Genomic DNA, 15,588 nt, shown 5'->3' with positions numbered 1-15,588 from the left:
ACCGCATGCGGGATCCTTGGGAGGTACTTTTCGGCTAATTCAGACATAAGCCCCGGAAGGAAAATAACGGTGACACCCTTCGCGTTGATCTTCCTGCTCGCCCTCGCCGGCTCCACGTGCTTCGCCCTCGGTCGGGCCCTCGGCCGCGGCGAGCGCTACGAGAAGGGGTACCGCGAGGGCTTCCGCGACGGCGAGACCGGCTCGCTGGCCCGCGCCGCGCGGCTCATCCAGCTCAACGACCGCCCGGCCATCGCCCCGGCGATCGAGTCCATGCTCGGCCCCTACGCCGTCCCCCAGCAGCAGCTGCCCGGCCGCAGCGCCAGCCCGGCGGTCACCGCCGTCCCGGTGCGGCCCCAGCTCGCTCTCTGAGATCACAACCTTTCGGGGGTACGGCCGACGCGGCCGTGCCCCCGTTCCGTTCGCGACCCGCTTTTCACCCGACTGCTCCCGCTTTTCAACCGATGCGAGCCGGCCGATCGGCCAGTTGTTCCGGAAATTGGTGGATGCGACGGATCAAAATCGTTGCGTTTCCGGAGCGCCGACCGACTGTTGAGCCCGTCCCCCTCCCCCGGGATCCCCCGAGCAACGCCAGGAGCACGCATGTTCGTCACCGGAGTGAACAGCGCCACCGCCATGCGCATCGCCCGATACCAGGCCCAGGCCCTCCAGGCCGTCGACAACTCCGCGGCCCGGATCTCCTCCGGCCGCAGGTTCACCTCGTTCGCCGAGGACCCGGTCGCGGCCACCAAGGAGATCTCGCTGCGCGCCCAGCAGGGTGCGAACGGCATCTACCTGCGGGCCACGCAGGACGCGGTGGCCGCCGCGGACCTTGCCTCCAGCGGCCTCCAGACGGCGTCCGACATCCTCACCGAGCTGCGCACCACCGTCCTCGGCATGAACTCCGCCGACCCGGCATCGGTCAGCGCGGCCCAGCAGACAGTGACCCAGCTGACCGACGAGCTGACCAGGCTGGCACAGACCACCACCACGGTCGCCGGCGAGAAGCTCCTCGACGGATCCATCGCCACGACCGGCCTCAACTTCAAGATCGCGGCCACCGGCAGCGCCTCGGACACGGTGGAGCTGAACGCGATCTCCATCGCCGCCGCCGACCTCGGCACCACCATGCAGCTCGCGGACATCGACTTCGCCGGCGGAACCACCCAGGCCGACGCGCTGACCGCGATCGAGGAGGCGCAGGCCGCGGTCACCGCGAGCCTCTCGTCGACCGGCGGCCTGTCGTCCGCGCTCGGCCACCACGTGTCGGTGCTCGGCGCCCAGGCCGGCGGCATCGAGTCGGCGCTGGACAACCTGGTCGGCGTGGACGTCGCCCAGGAGACCCTCGACATGACGGCCGCGAGCATCCGCGCCGAATCCGCCGCCGCGATGCTGGCCCAGGTCAACGCCCTGAACGCGTCCGTCGTCCGGCACCTGCTCATGGGCTACTGACAGGGCGGGCCGGACCTTCTCAGCCGAGCTGGCGGCGCACCTCCGCCGCCACTCGGCCGCCCTCGGCGCGGCCCGCGACGGCGGCCTGCGCGGCCTTCATCGCCGGGCCCATCTGGGCCTTGCCGCTGAAACCGCCCGCCGCCAGCGCCTCGCGGACCAGGGCGGCGATCTCGTCGTCGGTCAGCTGCTTCGGCAGGTAGCGCTCCAGCACCTCACCCTCGGAACGCTCCTTGGTCGCCTGCTCGGACCGGCCCGCGTCGGCGAACGCCGTGGCGGCCTCGCGACGCTTCTTGGTCTCGCGCGTCAGCACCGCGAGAACCTCGTCGTCGGTGAGATCACGCGCGGCGGAGCCGGCGACCTCGGCGTTGCGGACGGCGGCGAGTGCCATGCGCAGCGTGGAGGTGGTCAGCTCGTCGCGGCCCTTCATCGCGGCGTGCAGGTCATCGTTCAGGCGGTCTTTGAGCGTTCCCATGGACGGAGAAACTACTCTTTCGGTCATGCGTAAGCGCTCCATATTCGCCCTGGGTGCCGGGGTGGCCGCCGTGGGCGGCGCGACCTTCGCCTATGCCTCGCTGGTCGAACGCAACATGTTCACGCTGCGGCGCTTCGACGTGCCGGTGCTCGAACCGGACGCCGAGCCGTTGCGGATCCTGCACCTGTCGGACCTGCACATGATGCCCGACCAGCGACGCAAGCAGGCGTGGGTGGCCGCGCTCGGCGGCACCGACCCCGACCTGGTGATCGTCACCGGCGACAACATGGCAGACCCGGCGTCTGTTCCCGGCGTGCTGCGAGCGCTCGACCCGCTCCTGTCGGTGCCCGGCGCGTTCGTCTTCGGCTCCAACGACTACCGCGGCCCGCGGTGGAAGAACCCCCTCGAATACCTGATGCCCGAGCGGGAGTACCGCCAGGGCGGCGACCTGCCCACCGAGGACCTGCGCGCCGCCCTGGTCGACGCGGGCTGGGCCGACCTCAACAACGCCCGCACCACGCTCAAGGCGGGCGGCCGCTCGATCGAACTGGCCGGCGTCGACGACCCGCACGTCGACCGCGACGACTACCCCGCCGTGTCCGGCCCGATCTCCCCCGGCGCCGACATCCACCTGGGCGTCACCCACACGCCCGCCTCCCGGGTCCTCGACGCGATGGCCGCCGACGGCTTCGAGCTCCTGCTGGCCGGCCACACCCACGGCGGCCAGGTGTGCGTCCCGTTCCACGGCGCCCTCACCACCAACTGCGACCTCCCCACGTCGATGGCGAAGGGCCTGCACCGCTGGCCCGGCTCCGACGCGTGGCTGCACGTCTCGGCCGGACTGGGCACCCACCCCACCGCCCCGATCCGCTTCGCCTGCCGCCCCGAAGCCTCGATACTCACCCTCATACCGCGCTGACCTGCGGTTTTACGCTTCCGGGGATACCGATTTCGCGTCCGGCGAGGCGTCGGATAGTATTTCCTGGCAGCTCGGGGTGTGGCGCAGCTTGGTAGCGCGCTTCGTTCGGGACGAAGAGGCCGTCGGTTCAAATCCGGCCACCCCGACCAAGAGTTAGCAGGTTCGGCCCGGTCGCCACAGGCGCCCGGGCCGAACTGTTTCCCGGCTCGTCCGCGCGGCGTTCCCCTCCGGTGTGACTTCCGCCGCCGGCGGCACGCGGTCCTGGTGTCGCCGAGGGGCGGCCCCACGCGCGGCCTGTGTTCAAAGTCTGGAAACCGAGCCCGCAACCACCCGCGCCATCGAAGCCGGAGGATTGGCACATCCGGGGGAATGACAGGATGTGGTAGTCGTACGTAAACTAGCTCCATGTCTAGTACGCTCATGGGTGTCGCGGAGATACGGGTGCGATTCGGCGGGATCACCCGCCAGCGGGTCTATCAGTTGGCGCTCCGGGCCGACTGGCCGCCGCCGCTCGATGAGCTCGCCCAGGGGCGGGTGTGGAAGGCGGCCGACATCGAGGCCTGGATCGAGGTATATCGGCCCGCGCTGGCCCGGCCGGCCGACTGAGGTTGTCGAGGCGTCCCGCGAGCGACGCCTGACGCTGGGATGCCTGCGCCTGCTGTCGGTTGAACCTCGACCTCGGTGCACGGCGAGCATGGTCGCCTCCGCGCTGACCGTGCCCGGCCGACTATGCCGTGCCGGCCGTGCCGCGCCGCGCCGCCGTGCCGCGCCGCCGTGCCGTGCCGCGCTGGCCGTTCCGGTTGGCACGGGTAGTCGGCGTCGGGCATGGGTGGAAGAGTCGCGCGGCGAAGGGCTGTTCCCGGCTCTCCTGGCGTGTGGTGCGTTTGCGAGGATGCGCCGTGCGGATCAGGTGGGAGCAGCGTCGCGTGTGTCGGCGGTTCGGGGTTCGGCCGATGGTGCCGGCGCGGGGATCCATGGTGGGGATCGCCCTGTCGAGAGGGCCGAAACTGGTGCCGCTCAACACGGTGCGTCATCTACCCGTCGGCTCGACGAACGGCTGGTACGTGTGGCGTGGCGACCAGCGCCCGGACGACGCCGACTTCTTCAGCGCCAGCCACGTTGAGCATATGCCCGAGCAAGTACCTGAATTGCTTCCCTACCTGGCGCTGCCGCCGGGCTGGGGGGTGGTTCTTGCGCCTGGCTATGAGGACGTCTTCTTCGACGAGGCGTTCGTCGTGGAGTGACTGGGACAGCTGGTCCCGGATCGCGGTGGTCAAGGCGGTGAGGGCGAGCCTGTCCCTTGCCTGCAAACAGAACGGGCGGGGCACCCGTGAGGGTGTCCCGCCCGTTCGTGGACTGTCAGCGGCGGCCCGGGGGCTTCGGCTGCTGGGGGTTGTTGCCCGGCGGGGTGCCGGCCGGCGGGGCCGCGGGGGCCTTGCCCTTGCTCACCTGGATGACGACGACGCCGCCCTTGATGGTGCGGCCGCCGGGGTCGGTGCCGGCCGCGGTGCCCTTGGGGCAGTCGGAGTCGACTTCGCCGCCGACCGTGGCGTCGAAGCCGGCGGCCTCGATCTCGTCGCGGGCGTCGTCGATGGACTGGCAGGTGACGCGGGGGATGGAGCGCTGGTCGCCCTCGGCGATCTTCTTGCTGCCGGGGACCTTGAACTGCTCCTTCGGCTTGCCCTTCATGTAGTCGGCGAGGGTCTCGTAGACCGCCGGGTTGACCACGTCGTGGCTCATCCGGTCGGTGTGCTGGGGCCAGTCCGGGTTGACCAGGTAGCCCGCGACGACCAGCTTCGTCGTGCCGGCGATCAGGGCGGCGGTCTTGTCGTTGTCGGTGGTGCCGGTCTTGCCGAAGACCGGGTGCTTCACCGTCGCCTTCACCGCGCGGGCCGTCGCGCCGTTGCAGTTGCCCAGCTGGGCCGAGTCGCCGACCGGGCAGCGGGTGGCGTCGAGCGTGGCCCGGGCGACGTCGGCGCTGGTCGCTCTCAGGCAGCTCGGCTTGCCGATGTCGAGCTTCTCGCCGTCCTGCGTGGTGATCTGCTCGATCGGGGTGGGCTCGCAGCGCATGCCGTCGCCGGCCAGGGTCGCGTACGCGTTGGCCATGTCGAGCGGCGTCGACGCCGACACGCCCAGGGTGAAGGCGCCCCACTGGTTCGCGGCGACCGGGTCGTTCGCGAAGTCGGCGTCCTGCTTGACGCGGAACTGCACGCCGAACCGCTTCGCCACGGCGACCACGTTCTCGGCGCCGACCCGCTCCTCCAGCGGTACGAAGTACGTGTTGATCGACTTACCGAAGGCGGTCCACATGTTGTAGACGCCCTCGCCTCCGCCGCCGGAGTTGCTCGGGCACCAGAAGTGGGTGCCGGGGCAGGCGGAGTCGTTGCTCGAGTCGATGATGTAGCCCGACTTGTAGCGCTTCTCGGCCTTGATCGGGTAGGCGAGCGGGTAGCCCTTCTCGAGCGCCGCGACCATGGTGAACATCTTGAACACCGAGCCGGCCTGGTAGCCGCTGATGTCGCCGCCGCCGGAGAGCAGCGGGTTCGTCGTGTTCGGGTAGGTCGCGCGGACGCCGGCCTTGGCCTTGCGCTTGTCGGACGACAGCGGGTTCTGCGGGTTGGCCGGGTCGTCGAGCTTGTAGCGCCGGTTGGCGGAGAGCACGCGGACCTTGCCGTTGCCGGGCTCGATGCCGGCGATCAGGAGCGCGTTCTTGTTGTTCTGCGAGATGTGGTCGGCGATGCGCTTGCGGGCGGCCGCGGTGCCCTTGACGTCCATCGTCGTGACGATGCGGTAGCCGCCGCTCTTGAGCCGGCGCTCACGGTCGTACGTGGTGGCGCCGAACGACTCCTGGCTCATCCACCAGCGGTAGAAGTAGTCGCAGAAGAAGCCCCAGTTGTTGTTGGCCACCGACACGCAGCCGTTGCCGACCGGCTTGACCTTGCGCGGGATGGTTTCCTTCTTGGCCTTGTCGGCCTGGGCCTGGGTGATCGCGCCGGCCTCGACCATGCCGGGGATGATGTAGTTGTCGCGCCGCTGCTGGATCTGCGGGTAGCCCTCGGCGGTGGTGGGGTTGAAGCTGGTCGGCGCCTTGACCATGCCGGCGAGCATCGCGGCCTGGCCGATCGTGAGGTCCTTGGGCTTCTTGTTGAAGTAGACCTGGCTGGCCGCGTAGACGCCGTACGCCTGGTTGCCGAAGGGCGCGATGTTGAGGTAGCGCTCCAGGATCTGGTCCTTGGAGAGCTCCTTCTCCACCTGAAGCGCGTACTTCATCTCGGTGATCTTGCGCTTCGGCGTGTCCTTGGTCGCGTCGACGACCTCCTGCGGGTTCGTCGCCGAGTAGGCGAGCGAGAGCCGCACGTACTGCATCGTGATGGTCGACGCGCCCTGCTTGGACTCGGACTTGCCGCTGTTGTTGACGAACGCGCGGGCGACGCCCTTGAGGTCGACGCCGTTGTGGTTGTAGTAGTCGCGGTCCTCGGCGGCCACGATCGCGTCCCGCATGTACTTCGAGATGTCCTTGAACGGGACGTCGCTGCGGAACTCGTCGTAGAACTGCGAGATCTGCGTGCGCCCGTCGCTCGCGTAGATGCGGGTGATCTGCGGGGAGCTGAAGTCCTTGAGCTCACTGGGCAGTTGCGCGAACGTCTCGCCACCGGCCTTGGCGGCCAGTCCGGACATGGCGGCGGCCGGGAAAGCAGCTGCCGCGACGACGACGCCGGCGAGTAAACCGCAGATCAGCAACGAGGTCGCATTGGCGAAGATGTTGTGATCGCGTCTGCGCATCCAGGAGGTCACCCGAGCAGGGTACGCGAGGACCGCACGTGACCGCGCGTCGAGAGAGTCACGGTTCGCCCAGAATCAGTCTGCCCTAACGGTGGATTTTTTGTGGGCTTTTGGGGATACGGCTTCGTGGCCTTTGCCCGGAACCACCGGGCTGTACGTATTTGAGGGACAACGTTGCGTAATCGCCCAACTACAGAGCATGATGGTCCGGCGAGCTAATCGCACGACGTCCGCACGGCCTGGGGGACATGCGCCCGCGGACGTCAGGGGGGTAACGCTAGGGGGGACGTTTACAGATGGGGATGATCAGCGACTGGCCCAGCATGGCCGCGTGTCAGAGTGGCGACCCTGACGCGCTGTTTGTGCAGGGCGCCGAGCAGAACGTGGCGAAGAGGATCTGCCGCAGCTGCCCGGTTCGCTACGAATGCCTCGCCGATGCCCTGGACAACCGGATCGAGTTCGGCGTCTGGGGAGGAATGACCGAACGGGAGAGGCGGGCGCTGCTGCGCCGCCACCCGCACGTGGCGAGTTGGCGGAAGATGTTCGAGGCCGCGATGCGGGAGAAGGGCGCCGACAAGGTGCTCGTCCCCACCCGCTAGGGACGCGGCGGCGCGCCTTACGCGAGAAGCGCGCCGATCGTCCGCAGCCCGTCGACGTCGTGGACGTCGGCGGGCTGCGCCGTGACGGAGACCGCGGGCACCGCGGGAAAGGCGTCGGTGAAGGTCGCGGCCACCTTTTGCTCGCGCTCGGTCTGCCGTACGAGGTTTGCGTGGATCCGCAGCGCGTCGGCGGTCAGCTTGTGGTCACCGGTCGCGTCGAGCGCGCCGGCGGCCGCCTCGCTGCGGTCGGCCGGCAGGCCGGGCACCTCGGAGCGGTGCATCCGGTTGAGCACCAGCCCGGCCAGCGGCATGCGCTCGGCGACCAGCCGCTCGGCGAAGTAGGCGGCCTCCCGCACCGCGTCCCGCTCGGGGGCCGCGACCAGCAGGAACGCCGTCTGCGGGTCCTGCAGGATCCGGTACGTCTCGTCGGCGCGCTGCCGGAAGCCGCCGAACATCGAGTCGAGCGCGGCCACGAAGCCCGACAGGTCGGTGAGCAACTGGGCGCCGAGGACCTTTTGCACCGTACGGGAGAAAAGCCCGAACGACGCCGTGACCAGGCTGAACATGCTCCGCCCACCGGTGCGCGCCGGGGCGAGCAACATGCGCAGCATGCGCCCGTCGAGGAAGCGCGAGAGCCGGGCCGGCGCGTCGAGGAAGTCGAGCGCGGAGCGCGACGGCGGCGTGTCCACGACGATGAGGTCCCACTCGTCGGTGGCCCGCAGCTGGCCCAGCTTCTCCATCGCCATGTACTCCTGTGTGCCGGCGAAGGTGGAGCTCATGGCCTGGTAGAACGGGTTCGCGAAGATCTCCGCGGCACGCTGCGGCGTGGTGTGCTGCTGCACCACCTCGTCGAAGGTGCGCTTCATGTCGAGCATCATCGCGTGCAGCTCGCCGCCGTTCTCGGCGTCGATGCCCTTGACCTGGCGGGGCGTGTTGTCCAGCTCGCTGAGGCCCATCGACTGCGCCAGCCGCCGGGCCGGGTCGATGGTCAGCACCACGGTGCGCCGGCCGTGCACCTCGGCGGCCCGCACGCCGATCGCGGCCGCGGTGGTCGTCTTGCCCACCCCACCGGCGCCGCAGCAGACCACGATGCGGGTGGCCGGATCGGCGAGCAGACCGTCGATGTCCAGCCGGTCGGAGGCGGTCACGTCACCCACTACTCCAGGGTAGTCCGTATTTGATCCAGCGCCGGGGGACTGTGGTGGGGCCCCCATCACGCGCGCATCAACGCCGCGGCCAGCTCGTCGAGGCCGGCCTGGTCGACGCCGCGGGGCAGCAGGGGCAGCTCGACCAGGGGATATCCGGTCTCGGACAGCTCCGCGCGCAGCGTCTCCTCGAGCTCCTGGCGGGTCAGGTGCGCCTTCACCTCGGTGGCGAGGCCGGTCACCGTGGCCGGGTCGCTGGGCAGGCCCGCCTCGGCGAGCCCGCGCTTCAGCTCCGCCTTTGTCACCCGTCCGCTCGTCACCAGCGCGGGGCGGGTGGCGTTCAGGATGATCCGGCCGACCGGGATGCGCAGGGCGGTGAGCTCGGCGATCGCGTCGAGCGTCTCCTGCACCGGCATCTCCTCGAGCAGGGTGACCACGTGCACCGACGAGATCGGCGAGCGCAGCAGCGCGGCGACGCTGTCGCTCTGTGTCTTGATCGGGCCGACCTTGGCGAGCTTGGCGGTCTCGGCGGTCACGTTGAGGAACCGGCCGATCCGGCCGGTCGGCGGGGCGTCCAGCACCACCGCGTCGTACGCCCTCTTGCCGTCCTGGGACCGGGTGGTCGCCTCCTTGACCTTGCCGGTGAGCAGCACGTCGCGCAGGCCCGGGGCGATGGTGGTGGCGAAGTCGATGGCGCCCACCTTGCGCAGCGCCCGGCCGGCGGCGCCCAGGTGGTAGAACATGTCGAGGTATTCGAGCAGGGCCTCCTCGGGGTCGACGGCCAGCGCGCGCACCTCGCCGCCGCCCGCGACCTGGGCGATCCGCAGCTCCTTGTAGGGCAGGGGCTCGGTCTCGAAGAGCTGGGCGATGCCCTGCCGGCCCTCGACCTCGACGAGCAGCGTCCGCTTGCCGCCCGCGGCCAGGCCCAGCGCCAGGGCCGCGGCCACGCTGGTCTTGCCGGTGCCGCCCTTGCCGGTCACCACGTGCAGCCGCGCCGGCCACCTGTTCACTTGCTCGCCCATGGACTCAACGGTACGGGCAGATTTCAGCCGGTGACCTCGCACACCAGCCAGCCGGTCTTGCGGATCACCGTGAACCGCAGGTCCTGCGACGCCGTCTTCTCGTCGGCGGTCGACATGGTGACCTGCACCGACACGGTGGCGCGGTCCTCCTCGTCGCCGGCGACGGCGGGCTCGGCCCAGCGGAACACCGGGTCCTGATAGCCGTCGGCGTACGCCTTGATGTCGTCGACCCGGTCGGCGATCTTCTGCTTGTCGCGGGCCTCGCGGCAGACCAGGTCGTCGGCGGCCGCCGCGTCCTGCTCGGTGTAGACGGCGGTCAGGAACCGGTCGACAGCGGTCGCCGCGTCGGGCGAGCCCGGGTTGTCGGCGTTGCGCAACAGGAAGTAGGCCGAGACGGCGCCGCCCCCGCAGAGCAGCAGCGTGCCGGCGAGCGCGACCGACACCCAGAGCGCGCCCCGGCGGGACTTCGGCTGCTGCGGCGGGCCGGCCCAGATCGGCTCGGGCTGGGGCAGGGGCAGGGAGTGCTGGTAGGCCAGGTGCTCGGGCGGGGTGGTCTGCCACTGGCCGGGCGCCTCGTGCTGCGCGTGCCACGGTCCGGCCGGCACCGGCGGCTGCCACCCGGGCGCGGCCGGGATGACCTGGGTCTCCTCATGAGAGGTGGGCTGCTCGTCGGCGAAGGCGCCGGGCGGCGGCCACTGGTGCCCGGGCGGCTCGGGCGCGGCGTCGATGAAGTCGCCGGCGGCCCGGGGCGGCTCCGGCGTCGGGATGGGCTCCTCCGGCGGGATCGGCTGCGGCGGCTCGGGGTCGGGCGTGGGCACCGGCTCGGGCTCCGGATGGCCCGGGTGACCGCCCTGCGGGTGCGTCATGTCGCCCTCCGTGATGTGACGTGTCCGGCTTGCTCAGCCTAGTCAAATCGGGCCGATCGTGGGCCCTAAGCTGAGCGCGGTACCGACGATCGAGGAGTAGCAGCGATGCAGAAGTGGGAGTACGTGACCGTGCCCCTGCTGGTCCACGCGACCAAGCAGATTCTCGACAACTGGGGCGAGGACGGCTGGGAACTGGTTCAGGTCGTTCCGGGCCCGAACCCCGACCAGCTGGTCGCCTACATGAAGCGGCCGAAGCAGTGACGACGCCGATCGCCGGTGACGGCGGCGTCGACGCGTACGCGAAGCTCGCCGAGTTGGGCCTGACCCTGCCGACCGTGGTGCCGCCGCTGGCGTCCTACGTCCCGGCGGTGCAGTCGGGCAACTATGTCTACGTCTCCGGGCAGCTTCCGCTGGTCGAGGGCAAGCTGCCGTACGAGGGGAAGGTCGGCGCCGAGGTCACGCCCGAGCAGGGCACCGAGCTCGCCCGCTACTGTGCCCTCAACGCGCTCGCCGCGGTGGAGGCGCTGGTCGGCCTCGGCCGGGTCGGCAAGATCGTGAAGCTGACCGGCTTCGTCGCGTCGGCGCCCGGGTTCACCGGCCAGCCGGCGGTCGTCAACGGGGCGTCCAACCTCTTCGGCGAGGTCTTCGGCGAGCAGGGGCGGCACGCCCGCAGCGCGGTCGGCGTGGCCGAGCTGCCGCTGAACGCCCCGGTCGAGGTCGAGGTCATCGTCGAGTTGGCCGAGTAGCGGTTCCCGCTGACCTGAGGTGATCTCTCCACCGTTCTGGTTGCTTTCCGTAACCTGAGCGGGCACGGAGATCGCACATCCGGTCCTCTCCGTTCACCCCATGCGCGACGTAGGATTTCGCGCATGGGGGGTGCTGCGCCGAACGGCCTGCCGGGGTGGGTGACGCTGTTGCGCGCGCCCAACCCGGGTCCGATGACGCTGGACGGCACCAATACGTGGGTGCTGCGCGCGCCCGGCGAGCGGCTCGGCGTGGTGATCGACCCCGGCCCGCTCGACGAGGGCCACCTGGCCCACATCGCCGAGCACGGTCCGTACGAGGCGATCCTGATTACTCACGGTCATCACGACCATGTCGAGGGTGCTGCCCGCCTCGCCGAGATCCTCGGCGGCACCCCGGTGCTCGCCGCCGACCCCGCCCACGCGATCCCCGCGCGGCCGATGGCGGGCGACGCGCGGCTCACCGCGGCCGGCCTGACCATCGACGTGCTGGCCACCCCGGGCCACACCGCCGACTCGGTCTGCTTCGTGGTCGACGGCGCGGCGGTCTTCACCGGCGACACGATCCTCGGCCGCGGCACGACGGTGGTCGCGCATCCCGACGGCCATCTGGGCAACTATCTGTCGAGTCTCCGACGCCTGACGGCGTACGAAAATGTCCTGATGTTGCCCGGGCACGGTCCCGCGCGCGACGACGTGTCGGCGGTCGCGCGGGCCTACCTGGCCCACCGTGAGGAACGGTTGGCGCAGGTCACGGCCGCGATGGAGGCCGGCGCCGAGACGGCCGAGCAGGTCGTCGACATCGTCTACCCGGACATCGATCCGGCGGTGCGGTTCGCGGCCGTCTGGTCGGCCGCCGCCCAACTTGATTACCTCAATCACAAAAACCGGGAATCAGGAACACTCGCAGGCGGGTTGGATCGGCTGTGACCTGTCCTGTGTGTGGAACCGTCGCCGTGCCGGGCGCCCGCTTCTGCCACAACTGCGGTGCCGCCCTGCCGGCCGCGGCGACCCTGCCCGCGGCCGAGCGGCGGATCGTCACTGTGCTCTTCGGCGACCTGTCCGACTTCACCTCCTGGTCGGAGGACCTCGATCCGGAGCGGGTCGGCGCGGTCACCGACCGGGTGCTGGCCGCCCTGGCCGGCGCGGTGAAGACGTTCGGCGGCCACGTCGACAAGCTCACCGGCGACGGCATCATGGCGGTCTTCGGCGCCCCGGTGGCGCACGAGGACGACGCCGAGCGTGCCGTGCGCGCCGCGCTGAGCATGCAGCGTGCCGTGCGCCGGGTGCTCGACGACGAGCGCGGTGGTGGCGCGCCCCTCGGCCTGCGCGTCGGCCTGAACACCGGCGAGGTGGTCGCCGGCATGCAGGCCGGCATCGAATACACGGTCATCGGCGACACGGTGAACACGGCCGCGCGGCTCGCCGACGCGGCCGCCGTCGGCGCCGTCTACGCCGGCTCCCGCACCAGCGGCGGCACCCGGCACATCGCCTCCTGGCGGCAGCTGCGCCCGCTGCGGCTCAAGGGCAAGCGCGAGCCCGTGCCGGCGTTCGAGCTGCTCGGCCTGCACGACGCCCCGGGCACCCGGTCGGGCCTGGGCGACGAGGCGCCGTTCGTCGGCCGCGAGACCGAGCTGGGCCGGGTGGCCGGCCGGCTCGCCGAGGCGATCGACGCCGGCACCCCGCGGGTCATGGTGATGACCGCCGAGGCCGGCATCGGCAAGTCCCGCTTCGCGGGCGAGGTCAAGCGGCTCGCCGCCGGCTACGACGTCGGCAACGGGCGGTACGCGGCCCACGCCGGCGCCCGGGTGCTGCGCGTCCGGTGCCGCGCGTTCGGCGAGCGCCGCCGCTTCGCGCCCCTGGCCGACCTCGTGCGCAAGTCGGTCGGCCTGCCCAAGGACGTGGTCTCCACGGTCGGCCGCACGGTGGTCGAGGAGCGGCTGCGCAAGCTCGCCAACCGGCTCGGCCGCGACGGCGACCCGGTGCGTCTCGACATCGACCGGCTGCTGGCCCTGCTCGGCTACGGCGAGGCCCCGGCCAACCCGGTCGGGCCCGCGGCGGGCGCCGACTGGCAGCCGACCAAGCGGCTCGACCCCGACGCGATCTCCACAGCGGTGGCCGAGCTGCTCAGCGCGCTGGCCGTCGACGCCCCGCTGGTGGTGATCGTCGACGACCTGCACGACGCGACGGCGTCGACCGTCGACGCGCTCGGGCGGACCCTCTCGCTGCTCGACGGCCCGGTGGTGGTGCTGCTGCTCGGCCGTCCCGAGCTGGTGCGCACGGCCGGCGCGCTGACCCGGCTCGCCGACGCCGAGGTGCACACGCTGCCCCCGCTGCGCGGCGCCGACGCCTCCCGCCTGCTCACCTCCTATCTGAACGGCGGCAAGCTGCCCCAGCCCGACACCGACCGGCTGCTCGCCACCGCGCAGGGCAACCCGTTCTACCTGGCCGAGATGGTCACGCTGCTGATGGAGCGGGGCGCGCTGACGCCGGCGGTCGGCGCCAACGCGGCCGGCAAGTGGATGCTCGCCGACGGCTCGCTCGGCCGCCAGCTGCTCTCCCGCGACCTGGCCGCGGTGCTCGCGGCCCGCATCGACGCGCTGCCGCCGGAGCCGCGGTCGGTGCTGCGGGACGCGGCCGTCGTCGGCGACACCGTGCCGTCCGGGGTGATCGAGGCGCTGCGCGAGCGGCGGGCCGCGAGCGACGCCCGGCCGGGCGCGGTCGCCGCGGTCGAGCTGGAGCGCTCGGTCGACGAGCTCCTCCAGCGACGCATGCTGCATCGGGTGCGCGGCGGCTACGCCTTCACCACCCCGCTGATGCGCGAGGCGGCCTACTCCGGCATCGGCAAGGCCGACCTGGCCGACCGGCACGCCTACCTGGCCCACTGGGCCGCGCCGGAGGCGATCGACCGGCTCGGCTACGACAGCGCGAGCCGGCTGAGCCTGACCGACAACGACCGGGACGCCTTCGTGGCCACCCACGCCGAGTGCGCGGTCGAGCTGGCCGACGCCGTACGCCTGCGGCCGGACGCCGCCGTGCGCGAGGTGGCGCCGCTCGGCGTGGCCGCGCTGGGGCGGATGGCCCGGCGCGCGCTGGCCAACATCGAGCCGGGCGCGTCGATCGAATACGCCGAGCGGGCCGCGCTGCTCGCCCCCGACGGCGTGCTGCCCCTGCCCGACCAGCTCGTCTACGCCCGCGCGCTGCTGCGGCTGGGCCGGGCCGAGGAGGCGCTCGAGCACGGCGAAAAGATCGCCGCCGGCTCGGACGACGAGCCGGTCAGCAAGGCCGAGGCGCTGCTGGTGGTCGGCCGGGCCCACGAGGCGCTGGGCGACACGAACAAGGCGGTCACGGTCTGGCAGGAGGCGCTCGAGGTCGCCACCGAGGCCGAGCTGCTGCCGGAGCGGGCCAACGCGATGCGCCGGCTCGGCATGGCCGACTTCCTGGCCGGCCGGCTCAGCCAGGCGAGCAGCAGGTTCGCCGCTGCCTATCAGGTCACGCTCGCCGCCGGTGACCGGCACGGGCAGGCGTGGGCCCTGCAAAACCTCGCCTGGGTCACCACCACCCGGGGCGACTTCGCCGGTACGGACGCCGTGCTCGGCCGGGCCGCGCGGCTGTTCGCCGAGCTCGGCGACCCGGTGGGCCGGTCCTGGCTGCGCGGCACCACGGCGTTCGCCCGGCTGCTCGCCGGCCGGTTGCAGGAGTCGCGCCGGCTGGCCCGGGTCTTCCTGCCGTTCGGCGACCGGGTCGGCGAGGGCTGGGCGGTGGGCACGCTGCGCGCCGTGGAGGCCTACGCGGCGGCCGAGCTGGGCGAGCTGGCCGAGGCGGACGGCGAGGCGCGCCGGGCCTACCGGGACTTCAACGCCGTGGCCGACGACTGGGGCCGGGGCCTGGCCCTGGTCGTCCGGGGCGCGATCGCCCGCGGGCTCGGCGAGTTCGACCACGCGTTCGACCTGCTCACCGACGCCCTCGGCTACGCGGACAAGACCGGCCACCCGCTGCTGCTGGGCATGGCTGGCACGCTGCGCGGCTTCGTGGCGATCCAGCGCGGCGACCTGGCGCAGGCCGAGGCCGACGCCCGCCGGGTGATGACCGCGGTGGAGCCGCACAATCCGCTCGCCCCGGCCCAGGTCGGGCCGCGGGTGCTGCTGGCCGAGGCGCGGCTGCGGGCCGGCGACGCGGCCACGGCCATCGGCCTGCTGGCCCCGATCGCCACCGACACGGGCACGCCGTCGCTGCTCTTCTCGCGGCGGCACGCGCTGGCCTCCTACGCTGCCGCGCTGCTCGCCGACGGCCGGGTCGACACCGCGCTGACCTGGATCGACCGGGCCCTCGAGGTGCCCGCCGAGGACGTGCGCAGCGGCGTGCTGGCCGCGATGGTGCACGCCCGGGTGCTGGCCGCCGCCCAGCGGTACGACGAGGCCCGCCGGGCGGCCGCCGAGGCGGTGCGCCTGGCGTCGGCCACCGAGCAGACGAGCGAGCGTTGCGCGGCCGAGGAGCTGCGTGACACCCTCGTGTCCGCGGGTGCCGAGCCGCCCGCACCGGAGACTGTCGCCTACGCGTCCGACGTGCCCGGATGATCACCGGGACGCC

General features: G+C 71.8%; 15 protein-coding genes and 1 tRNA gene. 11 read left to right on the top strand and 5 right to left on the bottom strand.

The window, feature by feature from the left end; all coding sequences use genetic code 11:
• Window positions 1-69 precede the first annotated feature (69 nt).
• Both Ade02nite_RS19495 and Ade02nite_RS19490 read left to right on the top strand, forming a co-directional pair.
• Window positions 70-369 (top strand): hypothetical protein, encoded by a 300-nt coding sequence (locus Ade02nite_RS19495; protein ID WP_203765347.1) that lies wholly within the window; start codon window positions 70-72, stop codon window positions 367-369.
• A gap of 231 nt (window positions 370-600) precedes the next feature.
• On the top strand, window positions 601-1,449 hold the full coding sequence (locus Ade02nite_RS19490; RefSeq protein ID WP_203765341.1) for a flagellin: 849 nt from the start codon (window positions 601-603) through the stop codon (window positions 1,447-1,449).
• A 19-nt stretch (window positions 1,450-1,468) separates the two neighbouring features.
• Here Ade02nite_RS19490 and Ade02nite_RS19485 read toward each other — a convergent pair whose 3' ends face one another.
• Window positions 1,469-1,921 carry a GatB/YqeY domain-containing protein gene (locus tag Ade02nite_RS19485; protein WP_203765338.1) on the bottom strand — a complete coding sequence of 151 codons (453 nt, stop codon included), beginning with the start codon at window positions 1,919-1,921 and terminating at the stop codon, window positions 1,469-1,471.
• Between the two features lie 25 nt (window positions 1,922-1,946).
• On the opposite strand from Ade02nite_RS19485, the gene Ade02nite_RS19480 reads away from it, so the two are divergent.
• The 4 genes from Ade02nite_RS19480 (at window position 1,947) to Ade02nite_RS50935 (ending at window position 4,084) form a co-directional block, all read left to right on the top strand.
• Window positions 1,947-2,840: a metallophosphoesterase gene (locus Ade02nite_RS19480; protein WP_203765335.1), complete on the top strand. Its 894-nt coding sequence runs from the start codon at window positions 1,947-1,949 to the stop codon at window positions 2,838-2,840.
• A gap of 72 nt (window positions 2,841-2,912) precedes the next feature.
• Window positions 2,913-2,989 (top strand) — tRNA-Pro (locus Ade02nite_RS19475).
• Window positions 2,990-3,245: 256 nt separating this feature from the next.
• Complete coding sequence (locus Ade02nite_RS19470) at window positions 3,246-3,446, top strand: DNA-binding protein (protein ID WP_203765333.1); 201 nt, start codon at window positions 3,246-3,248, stop codon at window positions 3,444-3,446.
• Window positions 3,447-3,574: 128 nt separating this feature from the next.
• Window positions 3,575-4,084, top strand: a complete 510-nt coding sequence (locus Ade02nite_RS50935) for an immunity protein Imm33 domain-containing protein (protein WP_438870991.1) — start codon at window positions 3,575-3,577, stop codon at window positions 4,082-4,084.
• A gap of 115 nt (window positions 4,085-4,199) precedes the next feature.
• Here the strand turns inward: Ade02nite_RS50935 and Ade02nite_RS19460 are convergent, their stop codons facing one another.
• Window positions 4,200-6,623, bottom strand: a complete 2,424-nt coding sequence (locus tag Ade02nite_RS19460; protein ID WP_203765392.1) for a transglycosylase domain-containing protein — start codon at window positions 6,621-6,623, stop codon at window positions 4,200-4,202.
• A gap of 296 nt (window positions 6,624-6,919) precedes the next feature.
• Here Ade02nite_RS19460 and Ade02nite_RS19455 point away from each other — a divergent pair, with 296 nt between their 5' ends.
• Window positions 6,920-7,222, top strand: coding sequence for a WhiB family transcriptional regulator (locus Ade02nite_RS19455; RefSeq protein ID WP_127498770.1), 303 nt, complete (start codon window positions 6,920-6,922; stop codon window positions 7,220-7,222).
• A gap of 17 nt (window positions 7,223-7,239) precedes the next feature.
• Here Ade02nite_RS19455 and bagB read toward each other — a convergent pair whose 3' ends face one another.
• Genes bagB through Ade02nite_RS19440 form a run of 3 tightly spaced genes read right to left on the bottom strand, consistent with a single transcriptional unit; the run spans window position 7,240 to window position 10,255 of the window.
• Complete coding sequence (bagB, locus tag Ade02nite_RS19450; RefSeq protein WP_203765328.1) at window positions 7,240-8,379, bottom strand: ArsA family ATPase; 1,140 nt, start codon at window positions 8,377-8,379, stop codon at window positions 7,240-7,242.
• Between the two features lie 56 nt (window positions 8,380-8,435).
• Complete coding sequence (gene bagA / locus Ade02nite_RS19445) at window positions 8,436-9,389, bottom strand: ATPase BagA (protein WP_203765326.1); 954 nt, start codon at window positions 9,387-9,389, stop codon at window positions 8,436-8,438.
• A 23-nt stretch (window positions 9,390-9,412) separates the two neighbouring features.
• Window positions 9,413-10,255, bottom strand: coding sequence for an Rv0361 family membrane protein (locus tag Ade02nite_RS19440; protein WP_203765323.1), 843 nt, complete (start codon window positions 10,253-10,255; stop codon window positions 9,413-9,415).
• 105 nt (window positions 10,256-10,360) lie between these two features.
• Here Ade02nite_RS19440 and sp36 point away from each other — a divergent pair, with 105 nt between their 5' ends.
• The 4 genes from sp36 (at window position 10,361) to Ade02nite_RS19420 (ending at window position 15,575) form a co-directional block, all read left to right on the top strand.
• Entirely contained in the window at window positions 10,361-10,516 is a 156-nt protein-coding gene (sp36, locus tag Ade02nite_RS19435) for a Sp36 family protein (protein ID WP_203765321.1), read from the top strand.
• Window positions 10,513-11,001 (top strand): RidA family protein, encoded by a 489-nt coding sequence (locus Ade02nite_RS19430; RefSeq protein WP_203765318.1) that lies wholly within the window; start codon window positions 10,513-10,515, stop codon window positions 10,999-11,001. Before sp36 ends, Ade02nite_RS19430 begins: the two co-directional genes overlap by 4 nt.
• A gap of 123 nt (window positions 11,002-11,124) precedes the next feature.
• Entirely contained in the window at window positions 11,125-11,928 is an 804-nt protein-coding gene (locus Ade02nite_RS19425) for an MBL fold metallo-hydrolase (RefSeq protein WP_203765316.1), read from the top strand.
• Entirely contained in the window at window positions 11,925-15,575 is a 3,651-nt protein-coding gene (locus Ade02nite_RS19420; protein ID WP_203765314.1) for an adenylate/guanylate cyclase domain-containing protein, read from the top strand. Before Ade02nite_RS19425 ends, Ade02nite_RS19420 begins: the two co-directional genes overlap by 4 nt.
• Window positions 15,576-15,588: the final 13 nt, after the last annotated feature.

Source organism: Paractinoplanes deccanensis (assembly GCF_016862115.1).
GTDB lineage: Bacteria > Actinomycetota > Actinomycetes > Mycobacteriales > Micromonosporaceae > Actinoplanes > Actinoplanes deccanensis.
This window is presented reverse-complemented; position numbering and strand designations above follow the sequence as displayed.

What these genes read in the sequence shown, in the direction of transcription:
- Ade02nite_RS19425 (WP_203765316.1), top strand. Translation starts at nt 11,125, where the DNA reads ATGGGGGGTGCTGCGCCGAACGGCCTGCCGGGGTGGGTGACGCTGTTG.
- bagA (WP_203765326.1), bottom strand. Translation starts at nt 9,389, where the DNA reads ATGGGCGAGCAAGTGAACAGGTGGCCGGCGCGGCTGCACGTGGTGACC.
- Ade02nite_RS19485 (WP_203765338.1), bottom strand. Translation starts at nt 1,921, where the DNA reads ATGGGAACGCTCAAAGACCGCCTGAACGATGACCTGCACGCCGCGATG.
- Ade02nite_RS19460 (WP_203765392.1), bottom strand. Translation starts at nt 6,623, where the DNA reads ATGCGCAGACGCGATCACAACATCTTCGCCAATGCGACCTCGTTGCTG.
- Ade02nite_RS19470 (WP_203765333.1), top strand. Translation starts at nt 3,246, where the DNA reads ATGTCTAGTACGCTCATGGGTGTCGCGGAGATACGGGTGCGATTCGGC.
- Ade02nite_RS19440 (WP_203765323.1), bottom strand. Translation starts at nt 10,255, where the DNA reads ATGACGCACCCGCAGGGCGGTCACCCGGGCCATCCGGAGCCCGAGCCG.
- Ade02nite_RS19455 (WP_127498770.1), top strand. Translation starts at nt 6,920, where the DNA reads ATGGGGATGATCAGCGACTGGCCCAGCATGGCCGCGTGTCAGAGTGGC.
- Ade02nite_RS19490 (WP_203765341.1), top strand. Translation starts at nt 601, where the DNA reads ATGTTCGTCACCGGAGTGAACAGCGCCACCGCCATGCGCATCGCCCGA.
- Ade02nite_RS19480 (WP_203765335.1), top strand. Translation starts at nt 1,947, where the DNA reads ATGCGTAAGCGCTCCATATTCGCCCTGGGTGCCGGGGTGGCCGCCGTG.
- sp36 (WP_203765321.1), top strand. Translation starts at nt 10,361, where the DNA reads ATGCAGAAGTGGGAGTACGTGACCGTGCCCCTGCTGGTCCACGCGACC.